Source organism: Aurantiacibacter sp. MUD11 (genome assembly GCF_026967575.1).
GTDB lineage: Bacteria > Pseudomonadota > Alphaproteobacteria > Sphingomonadales > Sphingomonadaceae > Alteraurantiacibacter.
Window position 1 is genome coordinate 521,568 of sequence record NZ_CP114054.1, and the last position, 24,978, is coordinate 546,545.

Here is a 24,978-nt window from a genome sequence, read left to right on the forward strand (position 1 = left end):
GGGCCGGTGAGAGTGGGAAGTGCCAGTGGCCTGCGTCGCATCAGTAGATGCCGCCCTGCTCCTCGGCAAAGTCCTCGCGCTCACCCTGGTTGGTGCGGTCGAAGGCGCCATCGCGCTGGCGCCGCAGCTGGGCGATGATCAGCTCGCGCATGGCGTCGATCTCGTCCTGCCGCTGGTTCCGGCGCGGTTCGGTATCGGGCTTGAAGGCTTCCCAGATGACTGGCGCGAGCGGATCGTCCGTCGGCCAGGCGTCAAACACCCGGCGCCCGGTGCGCCGGTCCACGCGGACCATGCGCACGCCGCGCGGGGCGATGAAGGGGCGTCCGCTCCAGTGGTCGCGCGTCTCCTCCACGAATTGCCGGAAGATCGGCGCCGCCGTGTTGCCGCCCTGGATCCACCCACCCATGTTGCGTGGCTGGTCGAAGCCCAGATAGGTGCCCGCCACGATATCGGGCGAGCCGCCGACGAACCAGGCATTGGTCGGGCCGGAACTGGTGCCGGTCTTGCCGAACAGCGGCATGTCGAGAGAGCGCAGGCGCACGGCGGTACCGCGCTGGACCACGCCGGTGAGCATGTGCACGGTCTGGAAGGCGGTGCGCGCATCCAGCACCTGCCGTCCGCGACGGCCGAAGCGCGGCATCGGCTCGCCATCCCACTCGTCCATGTTGCAGCCGGTGCATTCGCGCTCGTCGGCGCGCCAGATCACGCGGCCATGGCGATCCTGCACATAGTCGATCACGGTCGGATCGTTGAGGCGCCCGTGATTGACCAGCATGGCATAGGCGGCGGTCATCTTTTCGACCGTGGTGTCGCCCGCACCCAGCGCGATGGCGGGCAGCGGGTCGTAGGCGCCTTCTTCGGCAAGGCCCACGCGCTCGAAGGTATCGACCACGTTCTCCATGCCCGAATCCATGGCGATGTGGACGGTCATCAGGTTCTTCGACTGCTCCAGTCCGTAGCGCATCGGGTATTCGCCGCCGCCGCGCTCACCGCCGAAGTTGGTGAAGCAGTGCTCACCAAGGTTAGCGCCCTGATAGTAGCAGTACTGCTCGTCCGGGATCATCGATGCCGGAGTCATCCCGTTTTCGAGACCGGTGGCATAAACGAAGGGCTTCACCGTCGAACCGGGCTGGCGATTGGCCTGCACCGCACGGTTGAAGCTGCCGAGGCGTGAATCGAAACCGCCCTGCATGGCCAGCACGCGGCCGGTGTCGGGCGCCATGGCAAGGAACCCGCCCGATACCGTCGGGACGGTGCGCAGGCGCCAGCTGTTGCCATTCGGCGAAGCGGCGACGACATCGCCCACCTTCACCGCATCGGCGAAATCGGTCAGCGGAGCCTCCACGCCGTCGGCAAAACCGATGGTGGCGGACGCGCCGCTGCGCGCGGTGATCACGCCCACCCGCCAGTTCTGGTAATTGATCGAGAGATAGGAGCTGCGCAGCTGCTCGGTCAGGTCGCCGTTGTCGGGATTGATCGTGGCGATCGGCCCTTCCCAGCCCCGGTTTCCGTGATAGCGCAGCATGGCCGCACGCAGCGAATCGCGGGCCGCATCCTGCAGCTCGGTGTCGAGCGAGGTCCGCACCCACAGGCCGCCGGCGTAGACGCTGTTCGGGCCGTCCTCAGCTTCCTCGCCGAAACGCTCGATCAGTTCGCGGCGGACTTCCTCGAGGAAATAGCCGGCATCGGCAAAGCGCTCGCGCCGCTGGCCCTGGACGATGCCCAGCGGGCGAGCCTTGGCCGCATCACGTTCTGCGACAGTGATGAAGCCATTGTCCTCCATCTGGTCGAGCACGAGGTTGCGGCGCGCCCGCGCGGTCTCGAAATTGGCTTCCCGGCTGTACACTTCGGGCGCACGCGGCAGGATCGCCAGATAGGCCATCTCGTGCAGCTCCAGGTCGCCCACGTCCTTGTCGAAATAGGCCAGCGACGCGGCCTGCACGCCATGCGAGCGACGGCCGAGCGGGATCTCGTTGAGGTAGAGCGTGATGATCTCTTCCTTCGAGAGAATGCCCTCGATGCGGGTGGCCAGGATCATCTCGCGCAGCTTGCGCGTCACCGAGTATTCGTTGCCGACGAGGATGTTCTTGGCGACCTGCTGGGTAATGGTGGAGCCGCCCACGGCGCGCTCGTCAGACCCCATCTTGGAAACGTAGTCGATCACGGCGTTGATGAAGCCGCCGGCATCGATGCCGCCGTGGGTCCAGAACGTCTCGTCCTCGGCCGAGATGTAGGCGTTCATCAGCTGCTCGGGGAAATCCTTGAACTGCAGCTCGATGCGTCGCTCACGCTCGTAGCGGTGGACGATTTCACCATCCACGCCGCGCACCACGGTGGGCAGGTTCGGCTCGTAATCCAGCAGCGTCTCGGCGTCGGGCAGATCACGCGTCAGGAAGATCCAACCCAGCAGGGTCATGACCAGGCCGAAGCCGACCAGATAACCGCCGATGCGGAACCAGCGCTTTTCCCGCCAGGCCGCGCGCAAGGGCTCGCCCAGCCAGCTGGTGCTGTCGCGGAATCGGCCCCAGGCGGTCTGCAGGGTGGAAGAAATGTCGTTCGTCATAGGCTTGTCCTGCGCCTTACATGCCAAGTCATGCTGGCGCCAGAATGAATAGTGGTCAGGTCGCCCCCGACTGGCGCGCGAAATAGATGCGGATGGCGCGGGCCATGGCATCGGCAAATCGCTCTCGCCCTTCGGCCGAGGCCAGCCTCTCCGCGTCTTCCGGGTTGGTGACGAAGCCGGCCTCGAACAATACGCCGGGAACATCGGGCGCCCGCAGCACGGCCAGGGCGGCAGAACGCCGTGCCTGGGGATGGAAGCGCAGCACGCCCTCCCCCTCGCGCTGGATCAGTTCGGCGAATTCGACAGACTGCTCCGACGTACGCCGCTGGGAAAGTTCGACGAGGATGGCATTCACCGTCTCGTCCTGCCCGGAAAGGTCCACCCCGTTGACCACGTCGACGCTGTTTTCCTTCTCCGCGAACCGGGCGGCAGCCTCGGAAGAGGCGGTTTCCGACAGCGTGTAGATGCTGGCACCGGTCACGCCTTCGCGGTCGCCGGCGGAATCGGCGTGGATCGACAGGAACAGGTCCGCCCCCAGCGCACGGGCAATCTCGGCGCGTTCATCCAGCACGATGAAGCTGTCGTCATCCCGCGTCATGGCGACGCGGATGCCGCCTTCCTCCAGCAGCCTGTCCCGCAGTGCGCGGGCGAGGCCCAGCACGATGGCCTTCTCGCGATAATCCTCGCTCACGGTGCCCGGGTCAGGCCCACCATGCCCTGCGTCGATCACGATCAGCGGGCGAGTCGGATCGTCGGGACCAAGGATTTCGGGAAGGCCGATCGTCCCGCCTTCCTCCGGCAAGGGCACGCGAACCACGTAATCACGCCACAATACCGGCACGGGTATCGCTGCGCCGACCGCATAGAGCGCCCCCAGCAACAGCACCGGGAGGGAAAACAGCAGGCCGATCTGCAAGCGCTGCGACATACAGGCTGGCTCACATCCTCTCTGGCGCGCCGTGAAGGCGCCGTGATCTCCGCAGACAGAAGGGAAATTTGCGTAGATGCGCAACAAGGTTGCCGTGGCTTTCCCCGGCTGCTAGCTAATTGCTTGTCGGGGCGAAATGTCGCCACGGCCGCCCGGGAACCGCCCTAATGCGCTACCGGGCCTAGCTTACAGGTTGATGCCGCAATGCAAAGTTACAGCCAGCTAACCGCACAGCACCCGCAGGGGTTGCCGACGGTTGCGGGGCTTCCAGCGCAGACGAAAACCCTGCGCCTTTTCAATGCGACAGACACGTTTCGCACTTCCGTTTGCCAGATTGGCGACGGGGTGATGATCTTTGATTCTCGCACAACACGCGAGACCCACACATATCGGCAGCCGCAATCCCCCAGCCACGCTGGAGCAGGGCCGGCTGCCCGGAGAATATTCAATGGCAACGCGCATGCTTATCGATGCGCGCCACCCGGAAGAAACGCGGGTGGCGGTGCTCAAGGGAAACCGGATTGAGGAGTTCGACTTCGAATCTGCCGAGCACAAGCAGATCAAGGGCAATATCTACCTAGCAAAAGTCACCAGGGTCGAACCGTCGCTGCAAGCGGCCTTCGTCGACTTCGGCGGCAATCGCCACGGTTTCCTCGCTTTCAGCGAAATCCATCCCGACTACTACCAGATCCCGGCAGCCGATCGTGAAGCCCTGCTCGCCGAAGAGCAGGCTGCGGCCGAGGAAGAAGCCAAGCTTCGCGCCGAGGAAGACGATTACGAGGACGGCGAGGACGCCGAACTGGACGCTGGTGACGGCGACGACGAGGATGACGACGAGCCGGAAGCCGGTGTCGAGGAGATCGACACCAGCGAGAAGGACGACGTCGCCACCATCGAGGATGGCCACGTAGAAAACGGCGAAGATGCCGCTGAAGACGCGGACGATTCCGAAGAAGACGACGGCGAAAGCGGCGAGGAAAAGCCGCGTGGTCGCGGTCGTGCTCGCGGGCGTCGTCAGGGCCGTCGCGGCGGCTCGCGTGCCAAGGAAATCGACGAGGCTCGCGCCAAGCGCCAGGCTCTGCGTCGCCGTTACAAGATCCAGGACGTCATCCAGCGCCGCCAGGTGCTGCTGGTGCAGGTCGCCAAGGAAGAGCGTGGCAACAAGGGCGCCGCCCTCACCACCTATCTCTCGCTGGCTGGCCGCTACTGTGTCCTCATGCCCAATTCCAGCCACGGTGGCGGCATCTCGCGCAAGATTTCTAACGGCGGGGATCGCAAGCGCCTGAAGCAGATCGTGAACGAGCTGAAACTGCCCAAGTCGATGGGCCTGATCGTTCGCACCGCCGGGCTCCAGCGCACCAAGACCGAGATCAAGCGCGACTTCGACTATCTCGCCCGCCTGTGGGACGAGATCCGCGAACGCACGCTGGGTTCCAGCGCGCCGAGCATGATCCATTCGGATTCGGACCTCATCAAGCGCGCCATCCGCGACATCTATAATCGCGAGATCGAGGAAGTCGTGGTCGAGGGCGAAGAGGGCTACAAGTCCGCCAAGGCCTTCATGAAGCTGCTGATGCCCAGCCACGCACGGCGGGTGAAGCACTATTCCGACCCCGTGCCGCTGTTCCAGCGTTACGGCGCGGAAGACCAACTGTCGGCGATGTACGACCCGATGGTGCAGCTGAAATCGGGTGGCTACCTGATCATCAACCCGACCGAGGCACTGGTGTCGATCGACATCAACTCGGGCCGTTCCACCAAGGAGCACGGGATCGAGCAGACCGCGCTGCACACCAACCTTGAAGCCGCGCGTGAAATCGCCCGCCAGCTGCGCCTGCGCGACATGGCCGGCCTGGTGGTGATCGACTTCATCGACATGGAGCGCACCGGCAACGTGCGGAAGGTTGAGCGCGCCATGAAGGATGCGCTCAAGAACGACCGCGCGCGCATCCAGGTGGGCCGCATTTCGGGCTTCGGCCTGATGGAGATGAGCCGCCAGCGCCTGCGTACCGGCGTACTCGAAGCCACCACGCGCCAGTGCCCGCACTGCGACGGCACCGGCCTGGTCCGCACCGCCAGCTCCGCCGGCCTGTCGGCCCTGCGCCTGATCGAGGACGAGGCAGCCAAGGGCAAGGGCACGGTAATCACGCTCTATGCCTCCACCGAAGCGGCCGTGTACCTGCTCAACGCCAAGCGCGCCGACCTTGCCGAGATAGAGGAACGCTATGGCGTGACCGTGGAAGTGAAGCCGGAAGGCGAGGACGAAGGCGCCAAGATGCGCGTCACCTCGTCCGGTCCGAAGCCCTCTTCCGCGCCGAAGTTCGACCCGATCATCGACGACGATGACGACGACGACATCGAGGAAGACGACGACGATACCGCCGCCGAGGACGATGATGACGGCGCTTCGCGCAAGAAGCGCCGCCGCCGCCGTCGCGGTGGCCGTGGCCGCAACAAGAACCGCCAGCAGGACGAGGACTCCGAAGACTCGTCCGAGGACGATGGCGAGGAAGGTTCGGCCGACGACAGCGCCGAGAACGACAGCGAAGACGGCGAAAGCAAGCCCCGTCGCCGCCGTGGCCGTCGCGGCGGACGCAACCGCAATCGCAAGCGCCAGGACGAGGACCAGTCCGAGGAATCGCAGGACAGCGAAGCCAAGGAAGAGGAGACCGCTGACGCCGAGGCCCAAGCTCCGGCAGAGGAAGCTCCTGCCGAAGAGGCCAAGCCGAAGAAGCGCACGCGTCGGAAGAAGGCCGAACCCAAGGAAGAGGCCGAGGGCGAGGGCGAGGTAGAAGCCAAGGCAGAGGAAGCTCCTGCCGAGGAAGAGAAGCCGAAGAAGCGCACCCGTCGCAAGAAGTCCGACACCGCCGAAGCCAAGGAAGAACCCAAGGCCGAGGAACCTGCGGCCGAAGAAGCTCCCAAGCCGAAGCGCACCCGTCGCAAGAAGGCGGAAACGGTCGCCAAGGCAACGGATGAAAGCAGTGACGACGGTCCCGCCGTCACCGAAGTCGCTGCGCCGGAAGCTGCCGCAGACCAACCCGAGGCAGACGTCGCCGATGCCGATGGTGTCGAAGACGACGGCTCACCGCGTCGCGGTGGCTGGTGGCAGCGCACCTTCGGTAACTAATCGCGCCCGGGCGCAGGAGCACTTCCATGGATCCGCTACCGGTAACCGTCATCGTGCTGGCTGCCCAGCGCACTGGCGTCGTCAACCCCCTCGCCGCGCGCGCGGGAGTAAGCCACAAGTGCCTGGCACCGATTTGCGAGCGACCGCTGATCGAGCACGTGATGGAAGCGCTGACCACCCTGCCCGCCATCCGCGAGATTCGCGTGGTGCTGGAGCCGGAGGGACAGGCCGAAGTCGACACCGTGCTGGAACAGTTCCGCAGTCGCGGGATGCCGATCACATTGGTCGACAGCAATCCCAACATCGTTGAAAGCGTGCTGGCGGCGACGAAAGGCGAAGACGGTCCCTTCGTCGTCACCACCGCCGACAACGTGCTGCTGACCCACGATGGCTTCGAACAGGTCCGCGAGGCGATGCGCGAAGCCGACGGGGTTATCGGCGTCACCACCCGCGAACGTGTATGGGCCGTGCACCGCCAGGGCCAACGCGGATTCTACGATTTCAAGGATGCCGGCTACGCGAACTGCAACCTATACGGGCTGGCCAACCGCAAGGGACTGAACGCGGCGGAAATTTTCCGTGAAGGCGGCCAGTTCCAGGCCAATCCCGGTCGCCTGTTGCGGGCCGTGGGCCTGTTCAACATCCTGCTGATGCGCTTTGGTCTCGTCACCTTCCCCAACGGCCTGCGCCGCGTCGGCAAGCGCTTCGGAGCGAAGCTGGAGCCGGTGATCTTCGAAGACGGCGCGCTCGCCATCGATGTCGATAACGAGCGTACCTATGCCATCTGCGAGTGGGTGCTGGGACAGCGGCTGGGAATGGACATTCCCAAGCCGGAAATCGCCCCGGACGCCTGAGCCGTCAGGCGCCGGCGCGCCGCGCCATTCCCCATTCCATCCAGCCCGCCCATTTCGGGGCCTTCTCGAAATATTCCTGTCCGATCGGCTCGATCTCGAATCCGGCCTTGCGGATCGAGCCGCCGACTTCGCGCGTGAGGTGGCAGTTGCCGGCCAGGTGCTTCCACACCGGTTCTATCCGTCGCTGCCATTTCGCCGGGCCTGGGTCAGGCGCCTTGCCATGCTCAAGGAACAGCAGCCGCCCGCCAGGCTTCAGCACGCGGCGCATCTCCGACAGGACCTGCTGCGGATTGTCGACCGAGCACAAGGTGTAGGTGCAGACAACCGTATCGAAGGCGCCATCGCCAAACGGGATGGCCTCTCCCTTGCCTTCGCGAATATCGGCGTCCCACCCTCTTTCAGCCGCCCGCTGCCGGGCGTCTTGCAGCAGGCTGGCGTTCGGATCGATGCCGGAAAAGCTGGTGACTGCCTCGCGATCGTAGTGCCGCTGGTTATAGCCACCGCCGCACCCCAATTCGAATACTGCGCCCTTTGCCAAAGGCACTACCTGGCGCCGCAGTTCGTCGACGTCCTCCGAACCGCATCCAAACTTGACCACCTTCGGCAGGATGGTCTCGTCATACCACTGGGCCAATCCCATAGCGCCTCCCCCAAGGGCTTTCGTCGCACAGTTTCGCCGGATTGGCGCATTTTGCAATCGCAAATCGCACACCCCGTTGCGCGACCTATGCTTTGGGCCTAACGGGCGAGCGATATCCCGCACCCCATGAAAAGGCCCGCCATGAGCAAAGAAATTGCCCCGCTCCGCATCCCCGAAGAGGCGAAAGAGCGCGTGCGGATGTTGTTCATGGCGAAGCACGCCCTGTGGGGCGGCGGCATGCACCCGGAGGACGGCAACCACGCCATCTATCACCACGAGGTGCGCACGACGCTGGAAGGCCTTGGGCTTAATCTCCAGTTTGCAAACAGTTATGACGTGCTGTTCACACGGCCTGACGTCGACTTCGTGTTCCCGCTGCTCAATCGCGGGGGCTTCGTGAACTCCGAAATGCTGATCCCCATCCTGTGCAACATGCACCGCATCCCGTACCTGGGGGCGATGCCCTTCCTGCGCGGGCTGGGCGACGACAAGTCGGTCTCGAAGCTGGTTTCGACTCACGCGGGAGTGCCGACGGCGCCGTGGTTCTGCTATCGCCGCGGTGCCCCGGTGCTGGAACAGGACCTGCCGCCCTCGCCCGATGGCCGCTGGGTGATCAAGCCCAATGCCTCCTCCGCCAGCTGGGGCATATCCGATGCCTTCGATTGGAACGGGGTAACCAATGCGCTGGCCGACATCCACGGCCAGGGCCACGATGCTATCGTGGAACCCTATCTGGACGGGTATGATGTGCAGTGCGCCTTCATCACCATCGACAACGAGCCGGTGGCCCTGCCGATGCTGTGGTACGAGCGCGAGAACACGCAGAAGCTGTGGACCTATTACGAAAAGCGCGACCTTGTCCCGAATACGGAGAAGGCGGCGCTGAAGCGGTTCGACCATCCTGAACTGGCCCCGAAGATCGAGGAAATGGCGAGGAAGGTCGCTCGCGAATTCGTGCCCTTCGACTATGGCCGCATAGAGTTCCGCGTCGACCTGAAGACCGGCGACATCAACTTCATCGAGATCAACCTCAACTGCAACCTGTGGTCGGAAAAGGTGATGGCCAAGGCCGCCGCCCAGGCCGGCTTCAGCCATGCAGACCTGATGGAAACCCTGCTGGCGGAATGCTGGCGCCGCAATGCGCTGATCAGCTAGGGTTCGACCAGCTTTCCCTTCCAGTCGAACAGCCCGCCGCTTTGCGCGGGAGCGAGGTTGTCGATCACGTCCAGCAGGCATGACGCCGACTTCTCCGGCGTGATCAGCTGGCCTTCTGGCAGATTGGACTGGAACGGCTTGGACAGCGCGGTGTCGACCGTTCCGGGATGCAAGCCGACGACCACGGCCTGCTTGTGCGTGCGGCCCAACTCGATGGCGAAATTGCGGATCAGCTGGTTCAGCGCGGCCTTGCTGGCGCGATAGCTGTGCCAGCCACCGATGCGATTGTCCGAAATGGAGCCGACCCGGGCCGAGATGGCGGCGAAGGTCGCAGGCGCATTACGCGGGAACAGCGGCAGCACGTGCTTTGCCACCAGGGCCGGCCCGATGGTGTTGAGATAGAGCACCCGCGCCATCGCCTCGGGGTCGACCTGCTTGTAGCTGCGTTCGGGTCCGGTGCCGTTCTCCAGCGTCAGCACGCCGGTGGTTACCATCACGAGATCGGGTGGCGCGTCACGCCAACCCTCTGCCGCGGCGGCAATCGAGGCTTCATCGTCGAAATCGAACCGAAACGGGGTCACCCGCGGCAAATCCGGGCCTGCACCTGAGCGCGAACCCGCAAACACCTCGATCCCGCGCATGGCCAGTGCCTCCACCAGCGCCGCGCCAATTCCGCCGCTGCTGCCGAAAACCGCTGCACGCGTGAATGCCATGGGCTTCCTTTCCTACGAGCCGTTGCCCGACCTAGGGGCACACCATGCCCGTTTCCACCCGTCCAAAGTCTCGTATTTCCGCGCCTTTGCGAGTGCCTATATGGGGCTCAGGTTTCCTGCCCAGGACAGTGTTCCATGTGTTCCACATTAGCAGGAGAAAGCAGATTTTCCCTGCCGGTGTGGTGCCTGCGACTTGCCCTATCGGCAGGTATGGCTAGATAGGACGCGCAAGCGATAGGGACGAATTTTCATGGCTACCTTCACCCTCCCCAAGAACAGCAAGATCCGCAAGGACGGCGAGGTTCACAAGGCCGAGACAAGCGGCCGGATCCGCAAGTTCCGCATCTATCGCTATGATCCCGACAGCGGCGAAAACCCGCGCTACGACACCTTCGAGATCGACCTCGACGAGTGCGGCCCGATGGTCCTCGACGCGCTGTTCAAGATCAAGAACGAGATCGACCCGACGCTGACCTTCCGCCGTTCCTGCCGCGAAGGGATCTGCGGGTCGTGCTCGATGAACATGAACGGCAAGAACGGCCTCGCCTGTACCACCGCGATCGAGGACGTGAAGGGCGATATCCGCATCACCCCGCTGCCGCACATGGAAGTGATCAAGGACCTCGTTCCCGACTTCACCCACTTCTACGCGCAGTACGCCTCGATCCGTCCGTGGCTGCAGACCGTTTCCACCACGCCTTCGGGCAAGGAACGCCTGCAGTCGCCCGAACAGCGCGAGAAGCTGGATGGCCTGTACGAGTGCATCCTGTGCGCCTGCTGCTCCACCTCCTGCCCGTCGTACTGGTGGAACAGCGACAAGTTCCTTGGCCCGGCGATTCTGCTGCAGGCCTATCGCTGGCTGGCCGACAGCCGCGACGAGATGACCGGTGAGCGGCTCGACGAACTGGAAGATCCCTTCCGCCTGTATCGCTGCCACACGATCATGAACTGCGCCAATGTCTGCCCCAAGGGCCTGTCGCCCGCCAAGGCGATCGCCGAAATCAAGAAGATGCAGGCCGAGAGGCACGTCTGAGCGGCGTCCTCGCCCGCTATGAACGCCTGATCGCTGCCGGCGAGCTACGCGCCGACCCGGACCAGCGCCGCGCTGCCGAGCGGCTCGACGCGCTGGAGCGTGAGCTGGAAGCAGAGCAATCGGGCGGCCTGCTCGGCCAGCTGTTCGGCCGCAAGAAGGTGCGCGCGCAGGGCGTCTACATGTGGGGCGGCGTGGGACGCGGAAAGTCCATGCTGATGGACCTGTTCCACGCCTCGCTCGACATTCCGGAAAAGCGCCGCGTGCATTTCCACGCCTTCATGCAGGAGGTCCACGCCGCCTTGCGCGAAGCCCGCAAGAGCGAGAGCGGCGACCCGATCCCGCCCGTGGCCCAGGCGCTTGCGAAAGACCTCAAGGTGCTCGCCTTCGACGAGATGGTGGTGAACAACTCGGCCGACGCGATGATCATGAGCCGGCTGTTCACCCAGCTGATCTGCGAACTGAACGTCACCGTCGTCACCACCAGCAACCGCCCTCCCCGCGATCTCTACAAGGACGGACTGAACCGCGAGCATTTCCTCCCCTTCATCGACCTGATCCATGCCGAGATGGACGTGGTCGAACTGAACGGGCTGACCGACTACCGGCTGGAACGCATTGCCGGTCTGAAAACCTGGCACACGCCGATCGGCGACGAAGCCACGGCCAAGGTGCGCGAGGCCTTCTTCCGCCTGACCGACTATCCGCCCGAAGATGCAAAGAACGTCCCCAGCGCCGAACTGGACGTGGGCGGCGGACGCATGCTGCATGTGCCCAAGAGCCTGAAGGGCGTGGCCGTGTTCAGTTTCAAGCGCTTGTGCGAACAGGCGCGCGGGGCGCCCGATTACCTCGCCATCGCACAGGCCTATCACACGGTGATCATCGTCGGCATACCGCAGATGGGCAAGGACATGCGCAACGAGGCCGCGCGCTTCGTCACGCTGATCGACGCACTCTACGAGAACCGCGTAAAGCTGTTCGCCACGGCTGCGGCGGAACCGGAGAACCTCTATCCATCAGGCGACGGTGCCTTCGAATTCGAGCGCACGGTCAGCCGCCTCAAGGAAATGCAGAGCGACGAGTACATGGCGCTGGGCCACGGCGCTGCGGGCTAGGTAATCCCCAGCCTCGCCAATGAACGATCGAGCATGATGAGCTGCCACAGCAGCCGCGAATGGTCGGAGCGTCCGGAGATGTGGTCCTCGGCGATCACGGCGAGCCGATCATTGTCGAACCACCCTGTACGCGCCAGCATGGCGCTCTTGGAAATGCCACGCGCCTTGCCCGCCAGCGGACCGCGCAGCCACTCGGCAATCGGGGTGACGAAGCCCTGCTTGGGCCGGTAGAGGATGTCTTCCGGCAGATAGCGCTCCATCGCTTTCTTGAGCAGCCACTTGCCCTGCGTGCGGCGAACCCGCAGCTTCTCCGGCAAGGCAGCGGCGAACTCGACCAGGCGGTGATCCAGCAGCGGCTCGCGCGCTTCCAGGCTCACAGCCATGCTGGTGCGGTCGACCTTGGTGAGGATGTCGCCAGGCAGCCAGAACTTCAGGTCGACGTATTGCGCGGCATCGAGACCGGAACGCACGGGGGCATTGCGCATCATCTCCAGCAGCGGGTCTTCCGCGCGATAGCTGCCCAACTGCGCGGCAAAGCCCTCTGACCACAGTCCGCCACGGATCTCCGGGGGAACGACTGCCAGCGCCCGCGCATAGCCCCGCTCTCCCGAGCCGGCGAGCGAGAGCAAGGTCGTCTTGGCGCGCAGGGGACGCGGCGCCCAGTCCGCCTTGGGATAGGCGCGGCCCAGCGGGCCGAGCACCTTCTCGCGCACCGTGGTCGGGATCAGGTCGCGCAGCCGCTCCTCGTGCGCATGGAACACTTGCCGGCGGTACCCCGCCAACGCCTCGTCCGCACCATCGCCTGACAGCGCGACAGTGACATTCTCCCGCGCCAGCTGGCAGACCCGCCAGGTCGGCAGGGCCGAGGCATCGGCGAAGGGCTCGTCGAACATGCCCGCGATGGTGTCGATGACATCGAACTGGTCGGCGCTGACTGTCCGCGCGCGGTGATCGGTGGCAAACAACTGCGCGACTTTCTCGGCGTGACTGGTCTCGTCCGCGCTGGCGACGTCGAACCCGATGGAGCAGGTCTTCACCGGCTGCCGACTCGCCTCGGCCATGAAGGCAACGACCGTGGAGCTATCCACTCCACCCGAGAGGAAAGCGCCAAGCGGAACGTCGGATACCATCCGGCTCGTCACCGCTTCCTGCAGGTGGTGCAGCAATTCAGCCTCGAGATCGCGTGCCTTGGCCGTGTGGCGGTTCTCGAAGGAGACGTCCCAGTATTGCTGCGGTTCGGGCACCGGGGCGTCGTGCTTCAGCAGCAGCGTATGTCCGGCAGGCAGCTTGCGAACGCCCTTCAGGATGGAGCGATGGTCGGGCACGTAGCCCCAGGCCATGTAGTCCTCCACCGCCAGCGGATCGACCTCGTGCCGCATCAGCGGGTGGACCAGCAGCCCCTTCAGCTCCGACGCGAAGGCGACCGAGCCATCCGACAGCTCGGCGTAGAAGAGTGGCTTCACCCCCAGCCTGTCGCGGGCGAGAAACAGGGTACGATCGCGCTGGTCGTGGATCGCGAAGACGAACATGCCGTTGAAGCGGCGCACGCAATCAGTGCCCCATTGCTCCCACGCGGCAAGGATGACCTCGGTATCGCCTTCGGTACGAAATTCGGCGCCAAGTTGCTCCAGCTCACGCCGCAGTTCGCGGAAATTGTAGATTTCGCCGTTGAAGCTGACCACCGATCGGCCCGACGGCGATTGCATCGGTTGCGGCGAACCCTCGACGTCGATGATCGATAGTCGGCGGTGTCCAAGCCCTACGCCCGGCCCCGTCCAGACGCCCGCACCGTCAGGGCCGCGATGGGCAAGCACCTCGGTCATGATCTCGACCCGGCCCGGGTGGACCGGCTTGATCGTGCCGCAGTGGAAGAGGCCGGCGATCCCGCACATGCAGGGCGGACTAGTCGAGCCCGGCGACAGCGTCCATCCATTCACCGATCTCGGCGGTGGATTGACGGAAGTCGGCCAGCGCGGCTTCGGCATCCTGCGAAGCGGTATCCTCGGCGGAAATGATGAGCATGGAGGTTGGCACCGGAATGCCCCGCAACCTGTCGCGCATGTTGAGCAATTTCAGCTGCGCCCGGCTGCTGCCGGTCCAGTCGCCATGGCGAAACCAGGTCTGCGCCACGCGCTGGTGTTGGCCCAGCGCCTGCAGGCGGTCGCCCTGCCCACCTTCGGGTGCATCGGCGGCAGACAGCCAGCGCCACTCGCTGTCGAGCGGAAGAGCGCCCTGCCCGAAAGCGCCCGCCTCGCGTCCTTCGTCCTGCGCTGCGTAGAGGGCAAAGGTCACATCGACGACCTGACCCTGCGCATTGCGATAGGCACCGATCAGCCTGTGGTCCGCACCCTGCATTCCCGGCTGCCATGGATAGGACTGCTCGATGACCGAGCGTTCCCACCCCGGCACGGCAGGCAGGTCGATGACCGGCGGAAGCTCCGCCTCGACACCGCGCGCACTTGCCGACCACGCGCTGAACACGGTCACCATCGCCAGCACGCTCAGAAGAACGTGCAATGCAGCACCAGAGAATCGTTCCAGCGGCATCGGCCAGTCGGCGGCGGCGAGCCGTTCGCCATCGATGAAACTGTCACTGGTAGAGCGGTCGAAGAACTTCCAGCCAATCGCCAGCAGCGTGGCCATCACCAGCGCGAAGAAAATCCATCCGTAGAACACGTGGTCGAACCCGGCGGCGAATTCGATCCCCTGCGACTGGGCGATGTAGATCGTGCCCCAGGCGCGAATGCCGTTGGCGATGATCGGCAGCGTCACTGCAACCGCCATGAAGATGGCTCGTCGCTTCCACGAGCGGAAGCAGACATGCGCGATCAGCGTACCCAGCGCGATCATCGCGATCAGGAACTTCACGCCCGAACAGGCCTCGGCGACTTCGAACAGGCCGGCTGGCGTATCGATGAACACGCCTTCGATCATGGCCGGCACGCCGCTCGCCTGCGTCAGTGCAATGGTGATTTCGGCGGTGATCATCTGCAGTGCCGGCACCAGTTCGTCACCCAGCGGGACGAGGAAGGTGGCATAGGCAATGGGGAACAGCAGCGCCCACGCCACACGCGGCCCCAGCAGGGCCACGGTTGCCGCTTGCAGCGACAGGACGGCGCCCAGCTGGCTAGCCGTAGCCGTCGCGGAGATGTCGCCCAGCAGCCAGAGGAACTGCGCCCCTGCTATGAGTGCGAGCCCCGGCCACCACGCTTGCGGAGACAGCTTTGCCAGCTCCGGCGCGCGTTGCCACACCAACCAGGCGAGGATGCCGGGAACCAGCAGGATATGGTTGTAGGTGGAGCTGTCCCACCATTGCCCGACCATGGCGACCCAGTCTGCAGCGTGCAGCGCAATCGAGACAGCCCAGGCGAGCGCCAGCCACAGCAGCGGTTGCTGCCATTGCGGGGTAATGCTCGCGGCAAGCGAGCCGCGCTTGAGGGAACCGACCTCAGGCGGCATCGCGACAGCCCCCGTTAGCGTCGTCACCCAATACGATTTCGGGCAGCCGCGAGAGCATGGCGGGCCAGCTCATCTCCTGCTGTACGAAACGGCGCGCGGCCTTGCCGATGATCGCGCGATCCTGCGCGCGCGCAAGGAGTTCGATTGCTTCGGCAATCATCTCATTGTCGCTGGCCGCGATCGCGTAATGCTCCCCGTGGGTCGTCTCGATGCCGGTTGCGGCCTCGGGCGAAAGGAGCACACAACGCTCCATCGCCATTGCCTCCAGCACCTTGTTCTGCACGCCCCGGGCGATGGTGAGCGGCGCGGTGACAAGGTCGGCAGCGGCAAGGAAGGGCTTTACGTCGGGAACTTCGCCCCAGACCCGGACGCCATCGGCCTTGCCCAGCGCGAGCACCTCCGCCGTCGGTGCACGACCGACGATGTGGAATGTCGCCTCCGCAAAACGCTCACGCAGGCTGGGCATGACGTTCACCGCGAACCGCTGCACCGCTGCGACGTTCGGCGCGTAGTCCATCTGGCCGGTGAAGACGATGTGCGGACCGGGAGTTCCGACGAGTTCGGGATGCGGCGCGACCCTGGCGGGATCGAAAGCGTCGCAATCGATACCGTTGCGCAGTGCCTCGATACCATCGACCTTGCCAACCCTTGCGCACAGCAGGGCAGCTTCCGCCTCGCTCACCAGCAGGGTGCGATCCGCACGCCGTGCCAGATCGGCTTCTACCAAGCCAAGCAGGCGACCTTCGCGCCTGTCGATCCAGCTGCGCGGCCCCTGACCGGCAGCGCCATATGCCTCGAACTTGGCGGAATCGACATCGACCAGGTCAACGATCAGTCGCCCGGACCAATGCTGCGGAACGAATTGTCCCATCTGGCCGGAGAACACGTAGATCGCGCCAATCCTGTCGCTGGCGAGCAGGTTCTCGACCCAGCGCGCCAGCTTACCGCTGCGAAAGGCGCTCAGGCTGACGGGTTCACGGCGCAGCAGCGCCTCCAGCCCCGCAAGAGCCACCGGCTTGTCGCGCAGCACCGCGCAATGCGACCCGGTGACGCGATCCAGATCGCGCACGTGCGCGCGGTCTTCCTCGCGGTCGACGAAGCAGCCCACATGAACGGGCGCAATCTGCGCCAGTGCCTTCAGGACGTGGTGCGAGCGGATCCGGTCACCGCGATCCGGCGGAAACGGCAGGCGGTGGGCGAGGAAGAGGATATCACCATTCATCCCTGCCCCCTCAACCAAGGCCGCGCGCGATAAGGGGTCCGATGCGATTGGCGATGGGCAACGGCAGGCGCTTCCACAGCGAGATGCGCGCCTGGTGCCTGTCGCTGGTCGGGTCGGCATCGCGCGCTTCGTGTCCCAGTGCCGTCCAGGTGGCGTAGGACAGCGGTTCCGGCTCGAAACCCCAGTTCTTCTTGAAGTGATAGGCGCCGCTACCGGTCTTGCTGCGCCCGAAGTCGAACCGGTCGCAGCCGCGGTGGCGGCCATGCAGCATCAGCTCGAAATACATCCGGTCATTGCCCCGCAGCTGCCGTGCCGCCCAGGTGCCCCCGCCCCAGTACGGCATGACCGCGCCGCCATGATACAGCGACAGGACACTGGCGACCGGGTCCTGCCCGTCCCACACCGTCAGGATATCAGCATCGAGACTGTCCAGTACGGCGTCGAACAGGCTCTTCGGAAAGACCGGCGTGCCAAGGTTGCGCACGCTCTCTGCATAGACCGCGTAATGGGCCCGGCGGTCGACCGGCGCTGTGCCGGTGGTGACGCGCAGGTTCTTGCGCAGGCCCTTGCGAACTTCCGCGCGCTGCTTGCGGGGAATCCACTTCAGTTGCTCGTCGTCGTCAGCGGCCAGGGGCGCGACGAAGCCGCAATGGCTGTCCGTCCGGACGGTCCATTCGGCCCCTGCCGGGCCACCGCGCAGTTCCACCGTCGGGCAAGCCCGCCGCAGGGCAAGTTCGCGCACCGCCCTGCCCAGCTTGGCGGCCGTCTTGTCCGTCTCGGCAAGGATGCCCCCTTCGACCGCAAAGCCGCTGGACGCGAGCATCCGGCCGAAAAACGGCGACTGGACTTCCGTCAGCGGCAGCCAGCCCGTCAGCACCCCGGCCTTTTCCGCCACCAGGCCCAGTGCGCGCTGCCCCGTGCCTGTTTCCACGGCCTGCAGCCAAACAGGCCGGTGGAACAAGCTGCCGCCATGCTCCGCGACAAAGCCCTCGATCCGGGCCACCTCGTCCGACTGGCGCAGGTCTGCCTCGCGCACATATTCTCGGGTCAGGGCGAACGGCGCGTTCATTGTCCTACCGCCCGTTCGAGCCGCAAGCGCAGCCCTTCGCGCTTGGCGACAGCGTCCATCCGGCCCCAGCGGAATTCGCGCACCAACTGTTCCAGCTTGCCCGACATGCGATCGAGATTGGTGTAATGGCGCAGTCGCGATCGCAGCGGCGCACCGGCGACACGTGGCTGGCCGGGATCGATCTCCCAGGGGTGGAAATAGAACACCGCCGGGCGCTGCTCGCGCCGGTTGACCTGCCGGATCGCCCAGCGACTGAAGGCATAGGGCAGCACCCGGAAAAAGCCCCCGCCGCCGGCAGCCAGGCGCTTGCCGCGAAACATCGCGGTGGTCACCGGCAGTTCCAGCAGCTTGCCGTCAGGCAGGGGCTTGAACGCGAAGCGAGGTGCCTCGCGCCAGCCATAATGGTCATGCGCCACCGGCGCGACGCTGGACGAATAGAGATAGCCCTGCTCTTCCAGCACCTCGAAGGCCCAGGGCGTGCGGGCATCGATGGAGAAGCTGGGCGCGCGGTAGCCCTTCACCGCAACGCCGCTGGCATCTTCCAGCACCTTGCGCGTTCGATCGATGTCGGCAGCGAAGTCCTGCGGCGTCATGCGGAACACGCGCTGGTGGTCCCAGCCATGGCTGGCAATTTCGTGCCCGCGAACGGCGATTTCGCGCAGCAGGGCGCCGTGTCGCTGTGCTACCCATCCCAGCGTGAAGAAGGTCGCATCGGCCCCGGCTTCGTCGAACAGGTCGAGGATGGCCCGGACATTATGGTCAACGCGATCGTCGAGCGAGCCCCACTGGTCGCGTTCGATTACGTCCTCGAACGCGCCCACCTGGAACCAGTCCTCGACATCGACCGACAGGCCGTTGATGATCGGCCCCGGACGTCCGGACATCGGATCGAATGTAATCGCGTTCACGGCGTGGCGGCTCCTCAGGCGGCCTTGCTCGAATCCATCTCGCTTTCGATCCAGTCGATGAGCATGGTCAGCGTCTGGCGGATCGTGCGTTCCTGTTCGAAGCACTTTGCCTCGACCCGCGCGAGCTGCTCGCGCAAGGTCTCGATTTCAGGATTCTCGGTCTCGGCGCGCGCGGCGTCCTGCTGCTGCGCCAGTTCGACGATGGCTTGCTGCAGTTCGGCAATCTGGACATCGCGTTCCGACAATGCCTGCTGCAGCATCTCCTCATCGACGCGCGGCGTGGTGGGCATGGCTCCGACCGGCTCGAAGTTCTTTTCGACTTCCGGCATCGGCGCAGGCGCGGCTTCGGGGAAGGCGCGCTCCTCGTCCATTTCCTTCAGCACGTTCTGCAGCATGGCGGCGTCGATGCGCGAGCGCTCTTCCACCGCACCCAGCAGCATCAGCCGGTTGGCGATCTGGTTGATCCGGCGCGGAATGCCGCCGCTGGCTTCGAAAAGCTCGGCGAACACGCGCTGGTCGAACGCCGGGTTGCCGTCCCAGCCCACCTTCTTCAGGCGATGGGTGATGTAGGGCTCGATCTCACCCTTCTGCATCGGCTCCAGGTGGTGCGCCGCGATCACGCGCTGGCGCAACTGTTCGAGCCGTTCGTCACCCTGCAAGGTCGTGCGGAATTCCGGCTGTCCCAGCAACAGAGTCTGCAGCAGCGGGTGATTGCCCAACTGGAAGTTCGACAGCATCCGCAGTTCCTCCAAGGCGGAGACCGAGAGGTTCTGCGATTCGTCGATGACCAGCAGGCAGCGGCGCCCTTCGCGAGCTTCCTCGTGCAGGAAGCTCTCGATTTCGGTCAGTGCCGTCGCCTTGTCGTGGCCCTCGATATCCAGTCCGAAGCTGGCAGCGACCACGTGGATCACCTCTTCCTCGTCCAGCTTGCTGGTGACGACCTGCGCCACGGTTACCTGGTTCGGATCGAGGCTCTGCATCATGTGCGCAACCAGCGTGGACTTGCCCGCGCCAACCTCGCCGGTGATGACGATGAAGCCCTCACCCTGCGCCAGGCCATAGCCAAGGTAGGACAGCGCCTTGCGGTGCGTGATCGAGCGGAAATAGAATTCCGGATCGGGGGTAAGCTGGAACGGCTTACCGGTAAGGCCATAGAAGTTGTCGAACATGGGTCTGGTCTCCTTTTGACCCGTCAATCAAACGAATAGCGCAGGCCCAGCAGGGCCGATGCGGCGGCATAATCGGGCAGATCGTCGCGGTTGAAGCCATCCAGGCCGATTGCGGCCGTGCCGCTCAGCCGGCGCCAGATGCGGCGGTTGTAGGCAAGCGAGGCGGAATAGCCGAAGCCGTCGCCCAGCGACTGGTCACCGCCGGCGAACCAGCTGGCGTAGGCCCCGGCATAGAGGCCGGAATCGCGGTCCAATTCGCGGTGGAGGTTGGCGGCAATCCAGAAGGTCTCGTCAGTCAGGCCGTCGAAGTCGGCGAGGATGGTATCCTCTCCGCCGATGAAGCTGCGGCGGTCGTAACCCGCGCCGATGCCGAACGAGGTGCGTCCGGCGGAACGGCCATAGCTGAGTGCGACACCGCGATTGCGGAATACCGAGGAACGCAGCGAGCCAAGCCGTGCCAGCGCGCAATTGTTGCCTTCGAGGCCAACCACGCAGCCGCCCAGGTCACCCGAGATGGGGTTGCGATAGGCAGCGAAATTGGTGCCCAGCCCGTCCAGCGCCGTGGTCAGCTGGCCGCCGAACCCGGTAATGCTGTCGTAGACCGAGACATTGAGGCCCGAGCGCGTGTTCGGCTGGTAGGACAGCGTACCGTAGTAGGTCGTTGAGCCATACCGACGACCGACGTGCGCCTCCAGCGAGGTACGGCGGCTGGGCCGCCACAGGACGCCGACGTCCCAGATCAGACCGTCGGTTTCGTAAGCGATCTGGCGCGGCTGGCTTTCGTCGGTGATGAAGCGACCGTCGGGGCCGATGACCGGGTCGCCGTTGCCATCGCGCAGCACATCGCGGCTGGAGATCTCGACATCCTCGTAACCGACCCCGCCAAGCAGCGCGACATTGGGCGAGACCGGCACGGTCACGTCGGCGCGCACGTAACGGTCGTCAATCCGCTGATCGAGGTTGGAGATATCCTGGCGGTTCCAGCCTGCACCCACGCCTACCCCGATGGGGGCGACGGTGCCGGGGGCCACGCCGACGCGGGCCGTGGCATTGTGGGTCAGGCTGTCGTCGAAGTAGTCGACTGGTTTCGCACCGGGCGTCACCAACACCACGTCGGGCGATTCCACGCGTGTGTAACCAAGGCGGTAGGCAGCGCTCACCTCGACCGGGCCGCTGCGACTCTGGATCGAGGGGCCGGCGTAGACCGAATAGATCTGGCTGGTGGAATCGGCGTCGATCAGGCCGCCGATGGAGGTAAAGCCGGAACCTTCCACCCGCGTCCGCGAAGCCAGGGCACCGGCTTCCAGTGTTACTCCGCGCTGCGCCAGCGCCAACGAGCCACGCGCGATGCCGGAGATCGTATCGACATCGCGGGCATCGCCGTAGCCGATCGAATGTTCATAGCGCACCGAGGCGGAAGCGGCGCTGTTGCGGCCCACGACGGTCGCATCCACCCCAGCGGCAAGCTGGGTGTAGGTGAGCACGTCGTTGCCCGGCTCCAGCTGCGCGGTGACGACCTGCGCTGCTTCGATATAGGGCACGACTTCGGCGCCGCCGGTGCGGGTGTCACGGTCGTCGCTGTCGCCAGTCTGCGCCTCGGCAGCAGGACGATCCTGTGCCGTCACCGCGTGCGGCAGGGCAACCAGCGCCATCGCCAGCGTCAGCGAGACTGTGCGGACCTTGCGCATGGCTACGCCTCCTCCCCGTAGTAGGCGCCGAAGCGCCTGCCGCTGGGGCTGAAATGGGCCGCGTTGAGCAGCAGCTTGATGTCGGGGCAGGCAGACAGCAGCGTAAGCGCGTCTTCCAGTGAGCTCTGCCCGGTGCGATCCGCGCGGGCGACGACGATTGCCTGGCCGACATGGTTCGCCAGCTCGGCGGCGGGCGAAGCCGCCAGTGCCGGCGGGCTGTCGAAAATCACGATGCGCTTGGGCGAGCCGCGCGTCAGCCGATCGAGCACCTCTGCCGTACGATGGCTGGCGAGGAATTCGCTGTCCGAGGTGGTGTGATTGCCCGCAGGCAGCACGTGCAGCCCGGCAATGTCTGTCGCCAGCACGCAGTCTTCCACCTTCAGGTCGTCGCGCGCGAGCACGTCCATGAAGCCAGGCCCCTTGGGCAGGCCCAGCATCTTGAGGACGGACGGCTTGGCGAAATCGGCATCCACCAGCAGGACTTCGCTATCCTTCTCGGCAGCCATGGCCAGCGCCAGGTTGACCGCGCAGAAGCTCTTGCCCTCGTCCGGCAGCGGCGAGCAGACCAGCACCCGCTGCGCCATTGCGTCCGAGCCGCTTTCCTGCGCCTTGCGCACGGCCGCGAGCACGCGGCGCTTCACGATACGGAATTCCTCCAGCAGCGCGGTAACCTGCCCTTCCGGCTGGATCAGGCCGTGGCGGGCAAGGCAATCGCGATCGACCGGGTGGATTGCATCGGGAAAGCGGACGTCCTCATAGACCGGCTCGGGTGCAACTTCCGGCACGGATGGCGCGACCGGTGCCTGCGCGGCAGGCTTGGCGACCTCTGCGGGACTGGCCTCTTCCTTGCGCTTGGACACGCGGCGGTTGACCGGCTTCGCCAGTTCATCAGGCACCGGTGCGGGCTTGTAGCCGCCAAGGCCGAACATGCTTTCGGCACGTTCCAGCAGCGTCTTGGGCGGATCGGGAAGCTTGCGCTGTTCGGTCATCGCTCGTCTCCCCTCACGCCACCGTCGTGCGCTGGATGAGCTCGACGCCCAGCAGCACCACGAACATGACGCCAAGGCCACCGACCCCGGCTGCGAAATACTTGAGGCGCTTCGCGCGCAGTTCGCGCCCGGCCTCGGTGAAAGTGTGCGAAATCGTGCCGATCACCGGCAGGCCGAAGCTGCGCTCCAACTGATTCGCCGTGGCGAAGGTGGAGCCGAGCTTGCTCAGCGCATAGGCGGTCCCCGCGCCGGCACCCAGGCCCAGCACCAGTACTGCAAACAGCAGCAGCGGACGGTTCGGCGCAGCGGGTGAGCGCGGCGTGGTGGGCGGATCGACCACCTCGAACTGCACGGCGTTGCGCTCGCTTTCGACCTGGCCGCGCAGGCGCAGTTCCTCGCGATCCTGCAGCAACTGGTCATACTGTTCGCGCAGCACGTCATAGTCGCGGCTGATGCGCTGGGCTTCCGCCGCGGCGCCCGGCTCGCGCGCCTGGCTGGCCATGATCGCAGCGATCTCGGAACGCAGCGCTGCAGCACGCGACTGCAGCGACTGCACGTTCGATTCCCGCTCCACGCGCATCGACAGCAGCGTGGTGTAGGCAGGATTGTTGGTGCCGCCAGTCGGGCCGGAGGACTGCGCTGCTTCTCGCAGATTGGCGACAGTGCGCCGGGCCGCGACCATGTCGGGGTGTTCTTCGGTCAGGCCGCGCGCGCGCATTGCAGCAAGCTGGGCTTCCGCCTGCGCCAGCGAGGCCTGCGGACCGCCGGAGCCCGGCGTAACCAGCACGCGCGGCGTGTTCGAAAGCTGCCCTTCGAGCGCGGCGAGCGCACTCTGCGAAGCGGCGAGGTCGGCCTCCACGCTCCGCAATTCGGCGCGGGTGGCGGCCAGTTGCTGGGCAATGGCCTGCGCGCCGCCGATCAGGTCGGGATTGGCCGCTTCGAAGGCCAGACGACGTTCTTCCGCAGCGGCCAGTTCCGCTTCGCGCGCGGCCAGCTGCTGGTTCAGGAACTCGATCGATTCCTGCATGTCCTGCCGTGCACTACCGAGGTTTTCCTCGCGGAAGATGTCGATCATGCGCTGGGCGATGGTCTGCGCCAGTTCGGCATTCTCGGCTTCGGACAAGTCGCCACGACCGCTCGACGCGGTGATTTCGAAAATATTCTCGCCTTCGCTGACGACCTCGATGTCCTCGGTCAGGCGTTCGATCGCGGCTTCCATCTCGGTCGGCGTCGAAACGCTGTCTCCGATACGGGTGGTGTTGACCACCTTCTCGAGGTTTACCGAGCTTACCAGCGTCTGACGGAGGCGCTCGATGTCACGGGCGCGACTTGCGGCACCGATGCCGATCTGTTCGGCCAGCACGTCATCCAGCTGCACGAACAGCCGCGTCTCGCTCTCGTAGGTGTTGGGGATCAGCGCGACGACCAGCCAGCCCAGCAGGCAGGTACCCCAGGCCACGGCCAGCGCCAGCCAGCGACGGTTCCACACCGCCCACAGCCCTGCGCGCAATTCCTCGAGAAGTTGGTTCAATGCCCTGCCCTTCCCTTAGAACATGCTTTCCGGGATGATGATCACGTCACCCGGGCGCAGCATCACGTTGGCGTCGCTCTCGCCGCGACGCAGCAGGTCCGACAGCCGCAGCGCATATTCCTGCTGCTGGCCGGTCTGGCGATCGAAACGGATCAGCTTTGCGCGGTTACCGGCGGCATATTCGGAGAGGCCGCCCACCGCGATCATCGCGTCGAGCAGCGTCATGTTGGCGCGGTACGGCAGCGAGGCCGGCTCGGCCGTGGCCCCGACGATGCGCACCTGCTGACTGAACGTCCCGGCAAATTCGTTGACGATGACGGTGACCAGCGGCTCCTCGATGTACTGCGAGAGCTGCAGGCGGATGTCCTCCGCCAGCATGGTCGGCGTCTTGCCCACGGCGGGCATGTCGGCGACCAGCGGCGTGGTGATGCGGCCATCCGGGCGCACCTGCACCTCGGCCCCCAGCTCGTCATTGCGCCATACGTGGATGGTCAGCTTGTCGAGCGGACCGATGATGTATTCCTCGCCCGGCTCCTCCTGCATCGCCACGAAGCGCGCGGATTCAAGCTGCGGGCCATTGGCACCGCCGCCGCAGCCGGTCAGGCCGACAGCTGCCCCCAGGCTGGCAAGGATGATACGAACCGGCGTCTTGCTACGCATCGAAAGCGTCCTTCGCGAATGTCGGGCGCATCGCTGCAACGGTCCGGTGTGCCGTCGACGCAATTCGCCCTTTGGATCCGCCTCGCGTTCTCCCGAAAAAGGGTGAACATTGCGTTAGCCTTTTGCCCAAAACCGCCTTGGTGGCGGGGTTTGTGAGG

At 65.2% G+C, this 24,978-nt stretch carries 19 protein-coding genes; 5 read left to right on the plus strand and 14 right to left on the minus strand.

Annotated elements, in window-relative coordinates:
- Positions 1-40 precede the first annotated feature (40 nt).
- Complete coding sequence (locus OZN62_RS02595) at positions 41-2,563, minus strand: penicillin-binding protein 1A (RefSeq protein ID WP_269101195.1); 2,523 nt, start codon at positions 2,561-2,563, stop codon at positions 41-43.
- 55 nt (positions 2,564-2,618) lie between these two features.
- On the minus strand, positions 2,619-3,491 hold the full coding sequence (locus tag OZN62_RS02600) for an N-acetylmuramoyl-L-alanine amidase family protein (RefSeq protein ID WP_269101196.1): 873 nt from the start codon (positions 3,489-3,491) through the stop codon (positions 2,619-2,621).
- Between the two features lie 448 nt (positions 3,492-3,939).
- On the opposite strand from OZN62_RS02600, the gene OZN62_RS02605 reads away from it, so the two are divergent.
- Together OZN62_RS02605 and OZN62_RS02610 are read left to right on the plus strand one after the other, a co-directional pair.
- Entirely contained in the window at positions 3,940-6,618 is a 2,679-nt protein-coding gene (locus tag OZN62_RS02605; protein ID WP_269101197.1) for an Rne/Rng family ribonuclease, read from the plus strand.
- A 26-nt stretch (positions 6,619-6,644) separates the two neighbouring features.
- Entirely contained in the window at positions 6,645-7,472 is an 828-nt protein-coding gene (locus OZN62_RS02610) for an NTP transferase domain-containing protein (protein WP_269101198.1), read from the plus strand.
- A gap of 4 nt (positions 7,473-7,476) precedes the next feature.
- Here OZN62_RS02610 and OZN62_RS02615 read toward each other — a convergent pair whose 3' ends face one another.
- Positions 7,477-8,112 carry a class I SAM-dependent methyltransferase gene (locus OZN62_RS02615; protein ID WP_269101199.1) on the minus strand — a complete coding sequence of 212 codons (636 nt, stop codon included), beginning with the start codon at positions 8,110-8,112 and terminating at the stop codon, positions 7,477-7,479.
- Between the two features lie 141 nt (positions 8,113-8,253).
- Here OZN62_RS02615 and OZN62_RS02620 point away from each other — a divergent pair, with 141 nt between their 5' ends.
- The gene (locus OZN62_RS02620; protein WP_269101200.1) at positions 8,254-9,267 is read left to right on the plus strand and encodes a D-alanine--D-alanine ligase family protein; all 1,014 of its coding nucleotides are present in this window, start codon (positions 8,254-8,256) and stop codon (positions 9,265-9,267) included.
- Here OZN62_RS02620 and OZN62_RS02625 read toward each other — a convergent pair.
- Positions 9,264-9,980: an SDR family NAD(P)-dependent oxidoreductase gene (locus tag OZN62_RS02625; RefSeq protein WP_269101201.1), complete on the minus strand. Its 717-nt coding sequence runs from the start codon at positions 9,978-9,980 to the stop codon at positions 9,264-9,266. The two genes, OZN62_RS02620 and OZN62_RS02625, sit on opposite strands and share 4 nt — an antisense overlap.
- 250 nt (positions 9,981-10,230) lie before the next feature.
- Here OZN62_RS02625 and OZN62_RS02630 point away from each other — a divergent pair, with 250 nt between their 5' ends.
- Both OZN62_RS02630 and zapE read left to right on the plus strand, forming a co-directional pair.
- Positions 10,231-11,013 (plus strand): succinate dehydrogenase iron-sulfur subunit, encoded by a 783-nt coding sequence (locus tag OZN62_RS02630; RefSeq protein ID WP_330848755.1) that lies wholly within the window; start codon positions 10,231-10,233, stop codon positions 11,011-11,013.
- Positions 11,010-12,125 (plus strand): cell division protein ZapE, encoded by a 1,116-nt coding sequence (gene zapE / locus OZN62_RS02635; protein ID WP_269102208.1) that lies wholly within the window; start codon positions 11,010-11,012, stop codon positions 12,123-12,125. The genes OZN62_RS02630 and zapE overlap by 4 nt, the downstream gene beginning before the upstream one ends.
- Here zapE and OZN62_RS02640 read toward each other — a convergent pair.
- Genes OZN62_RS02640 through OZN62_RS02685 form a run of 10 tightly spaced genes read right to left on the minus strand, consistent with a single transcriptional unit; the run spans position 12,122 to position 24,820 of the window.
- A complete protein-coding gene (locus tag OZN62_RS02640) occupies positions 12,122-14,017 on the minus strand; it encodes an XrtA/PEP-CTERM system amidotransferase (protein ID WP_269101202.1) in 1,896 nt (631 codons plus the stop codon). The two genes, zapE and OZN62_RS02640, sit on opposite strands and share 4 nt — an antisense overlap.
- A 10-nt stretch (positions 14,018-14,027) precedes the next feature.
- Positions 14,028-15,584 carry an exosortase A gene (xrtA, locus tag OZN62_RS02645; protein ID WP_269101203.1) on the minus strand — a complete coding sequence of 519 codons (1,557 nt, stop codon included), beginning with the start codon at positions 15,582-15,584 and terminating at the stop codon, positions 14,028-14,030.
- Positions 15,574-16,806: a TIGR03087 family PEP-CTERM/XrtA system glycosyltransferase gene (locus tag OZN62_RS02650; protein ID WP_269101204.1), complete on the minus strand. Its 1,233-nt coding sequence runs from the start codon at positions 16,804-16,806 to the stop codon at positions 15,574-15,576. Before OZN62_RS02650 ends, xrtA begins: the two co-directional genes overlap by 11 nt.
- Before the next feature lie 10 nt (positions 16,807-16,816).
- Positions 16,817-17,875 carry a FemAB family XrtA/PEP-CTERM system-associated protein gene (locus tag OZN62_RS02655; RefSeq protein WP_269101205.1) on the minus strand — a complete coding sequence of 353 codons (1,059 nt, stop codon included), beginning with the start codon at positions 17,873-17,875 and terminating at the stop codon, positions 16,817-16,819.
- Complete coding sequence (locus tag OZN62_RS02660; protein ID WP_269102209.1) at positions 17,872-18,759, minus strand: XrtA system polysaccharide deacetylase; 888 nt, start codon at positions 18,757-18,759, stop codon at positions 17,872-17,874. Before OZN62_RS02660 ends, OZN62_RS02655 begins: the two co-directional genes overlap by 4 nt.
- Before the next feature lie 38 nt (positions 18,760-18,797).
- The gene (locus OZN62_RS02665) at positions 18,798-19,952 is read right to left on the minus strand and encodes an XrtA/PEP-CTERM system-associated ATPase (protein ID WP_269101206.1); all 1,155 of its coding nucleotides are present in this window, start codon (positions 19,950-19,952) and stop codon (positions 18,798-18,800) included.
- A gap of 23 nt (positions 19,953-19,975) precedes the next feature.
- Positions 19,976-21,640 (minus strand): preprotein translocase subunit YajC, encoded by a 1,665-nt coding sequence (locus OZN62_RS02670; RefSeq protein WP_269101207.1) that lies wholly within the window; start codon positions 21,638-21,640, stop codon positions 19,976-19,978.
- Positions 21,641-21,642: 2 nt separating this feature from the next.
- Complete coding sequence (locus OZN62_RS02675) at positions 21,643-22,629, minus strand: AAA family ATPase (protein ID WP_269101208.1); 987 nt, start codon at positions 22,627-22,629, stop codon at positions 21,643-21,645.
- Positions 22,630-22,642: 13 nt separating this feature from the next.
- Positions 22,643-24,160 (minus strand): XrtA system polysaccharide chain length determinant, encoded by a 1,518-nt coding sequence (locus OZN62_RS02680; protein WP_269101209.1) that lies wholly within the window; start codon positions 24,158-24,160, stop codon positions 22,643-22,645.
- A 15-nt stretch (positions 24,161-24,175) separates the two neighbouring features.
- Positions 24,176-24,820 (minus strand): XrtA/PEP-CTERM system exopolysaccharide export protein, encoded by a 645-nt coding sequence (locus OZN62_RS02685; protein WP_269101210.1) that lies wholly within the window; start codon positions 24,818-24,820, stop codon positions 24,176-24,178.
- Positions 24,821-24,978: the final 158 nt, after the last annotated feature.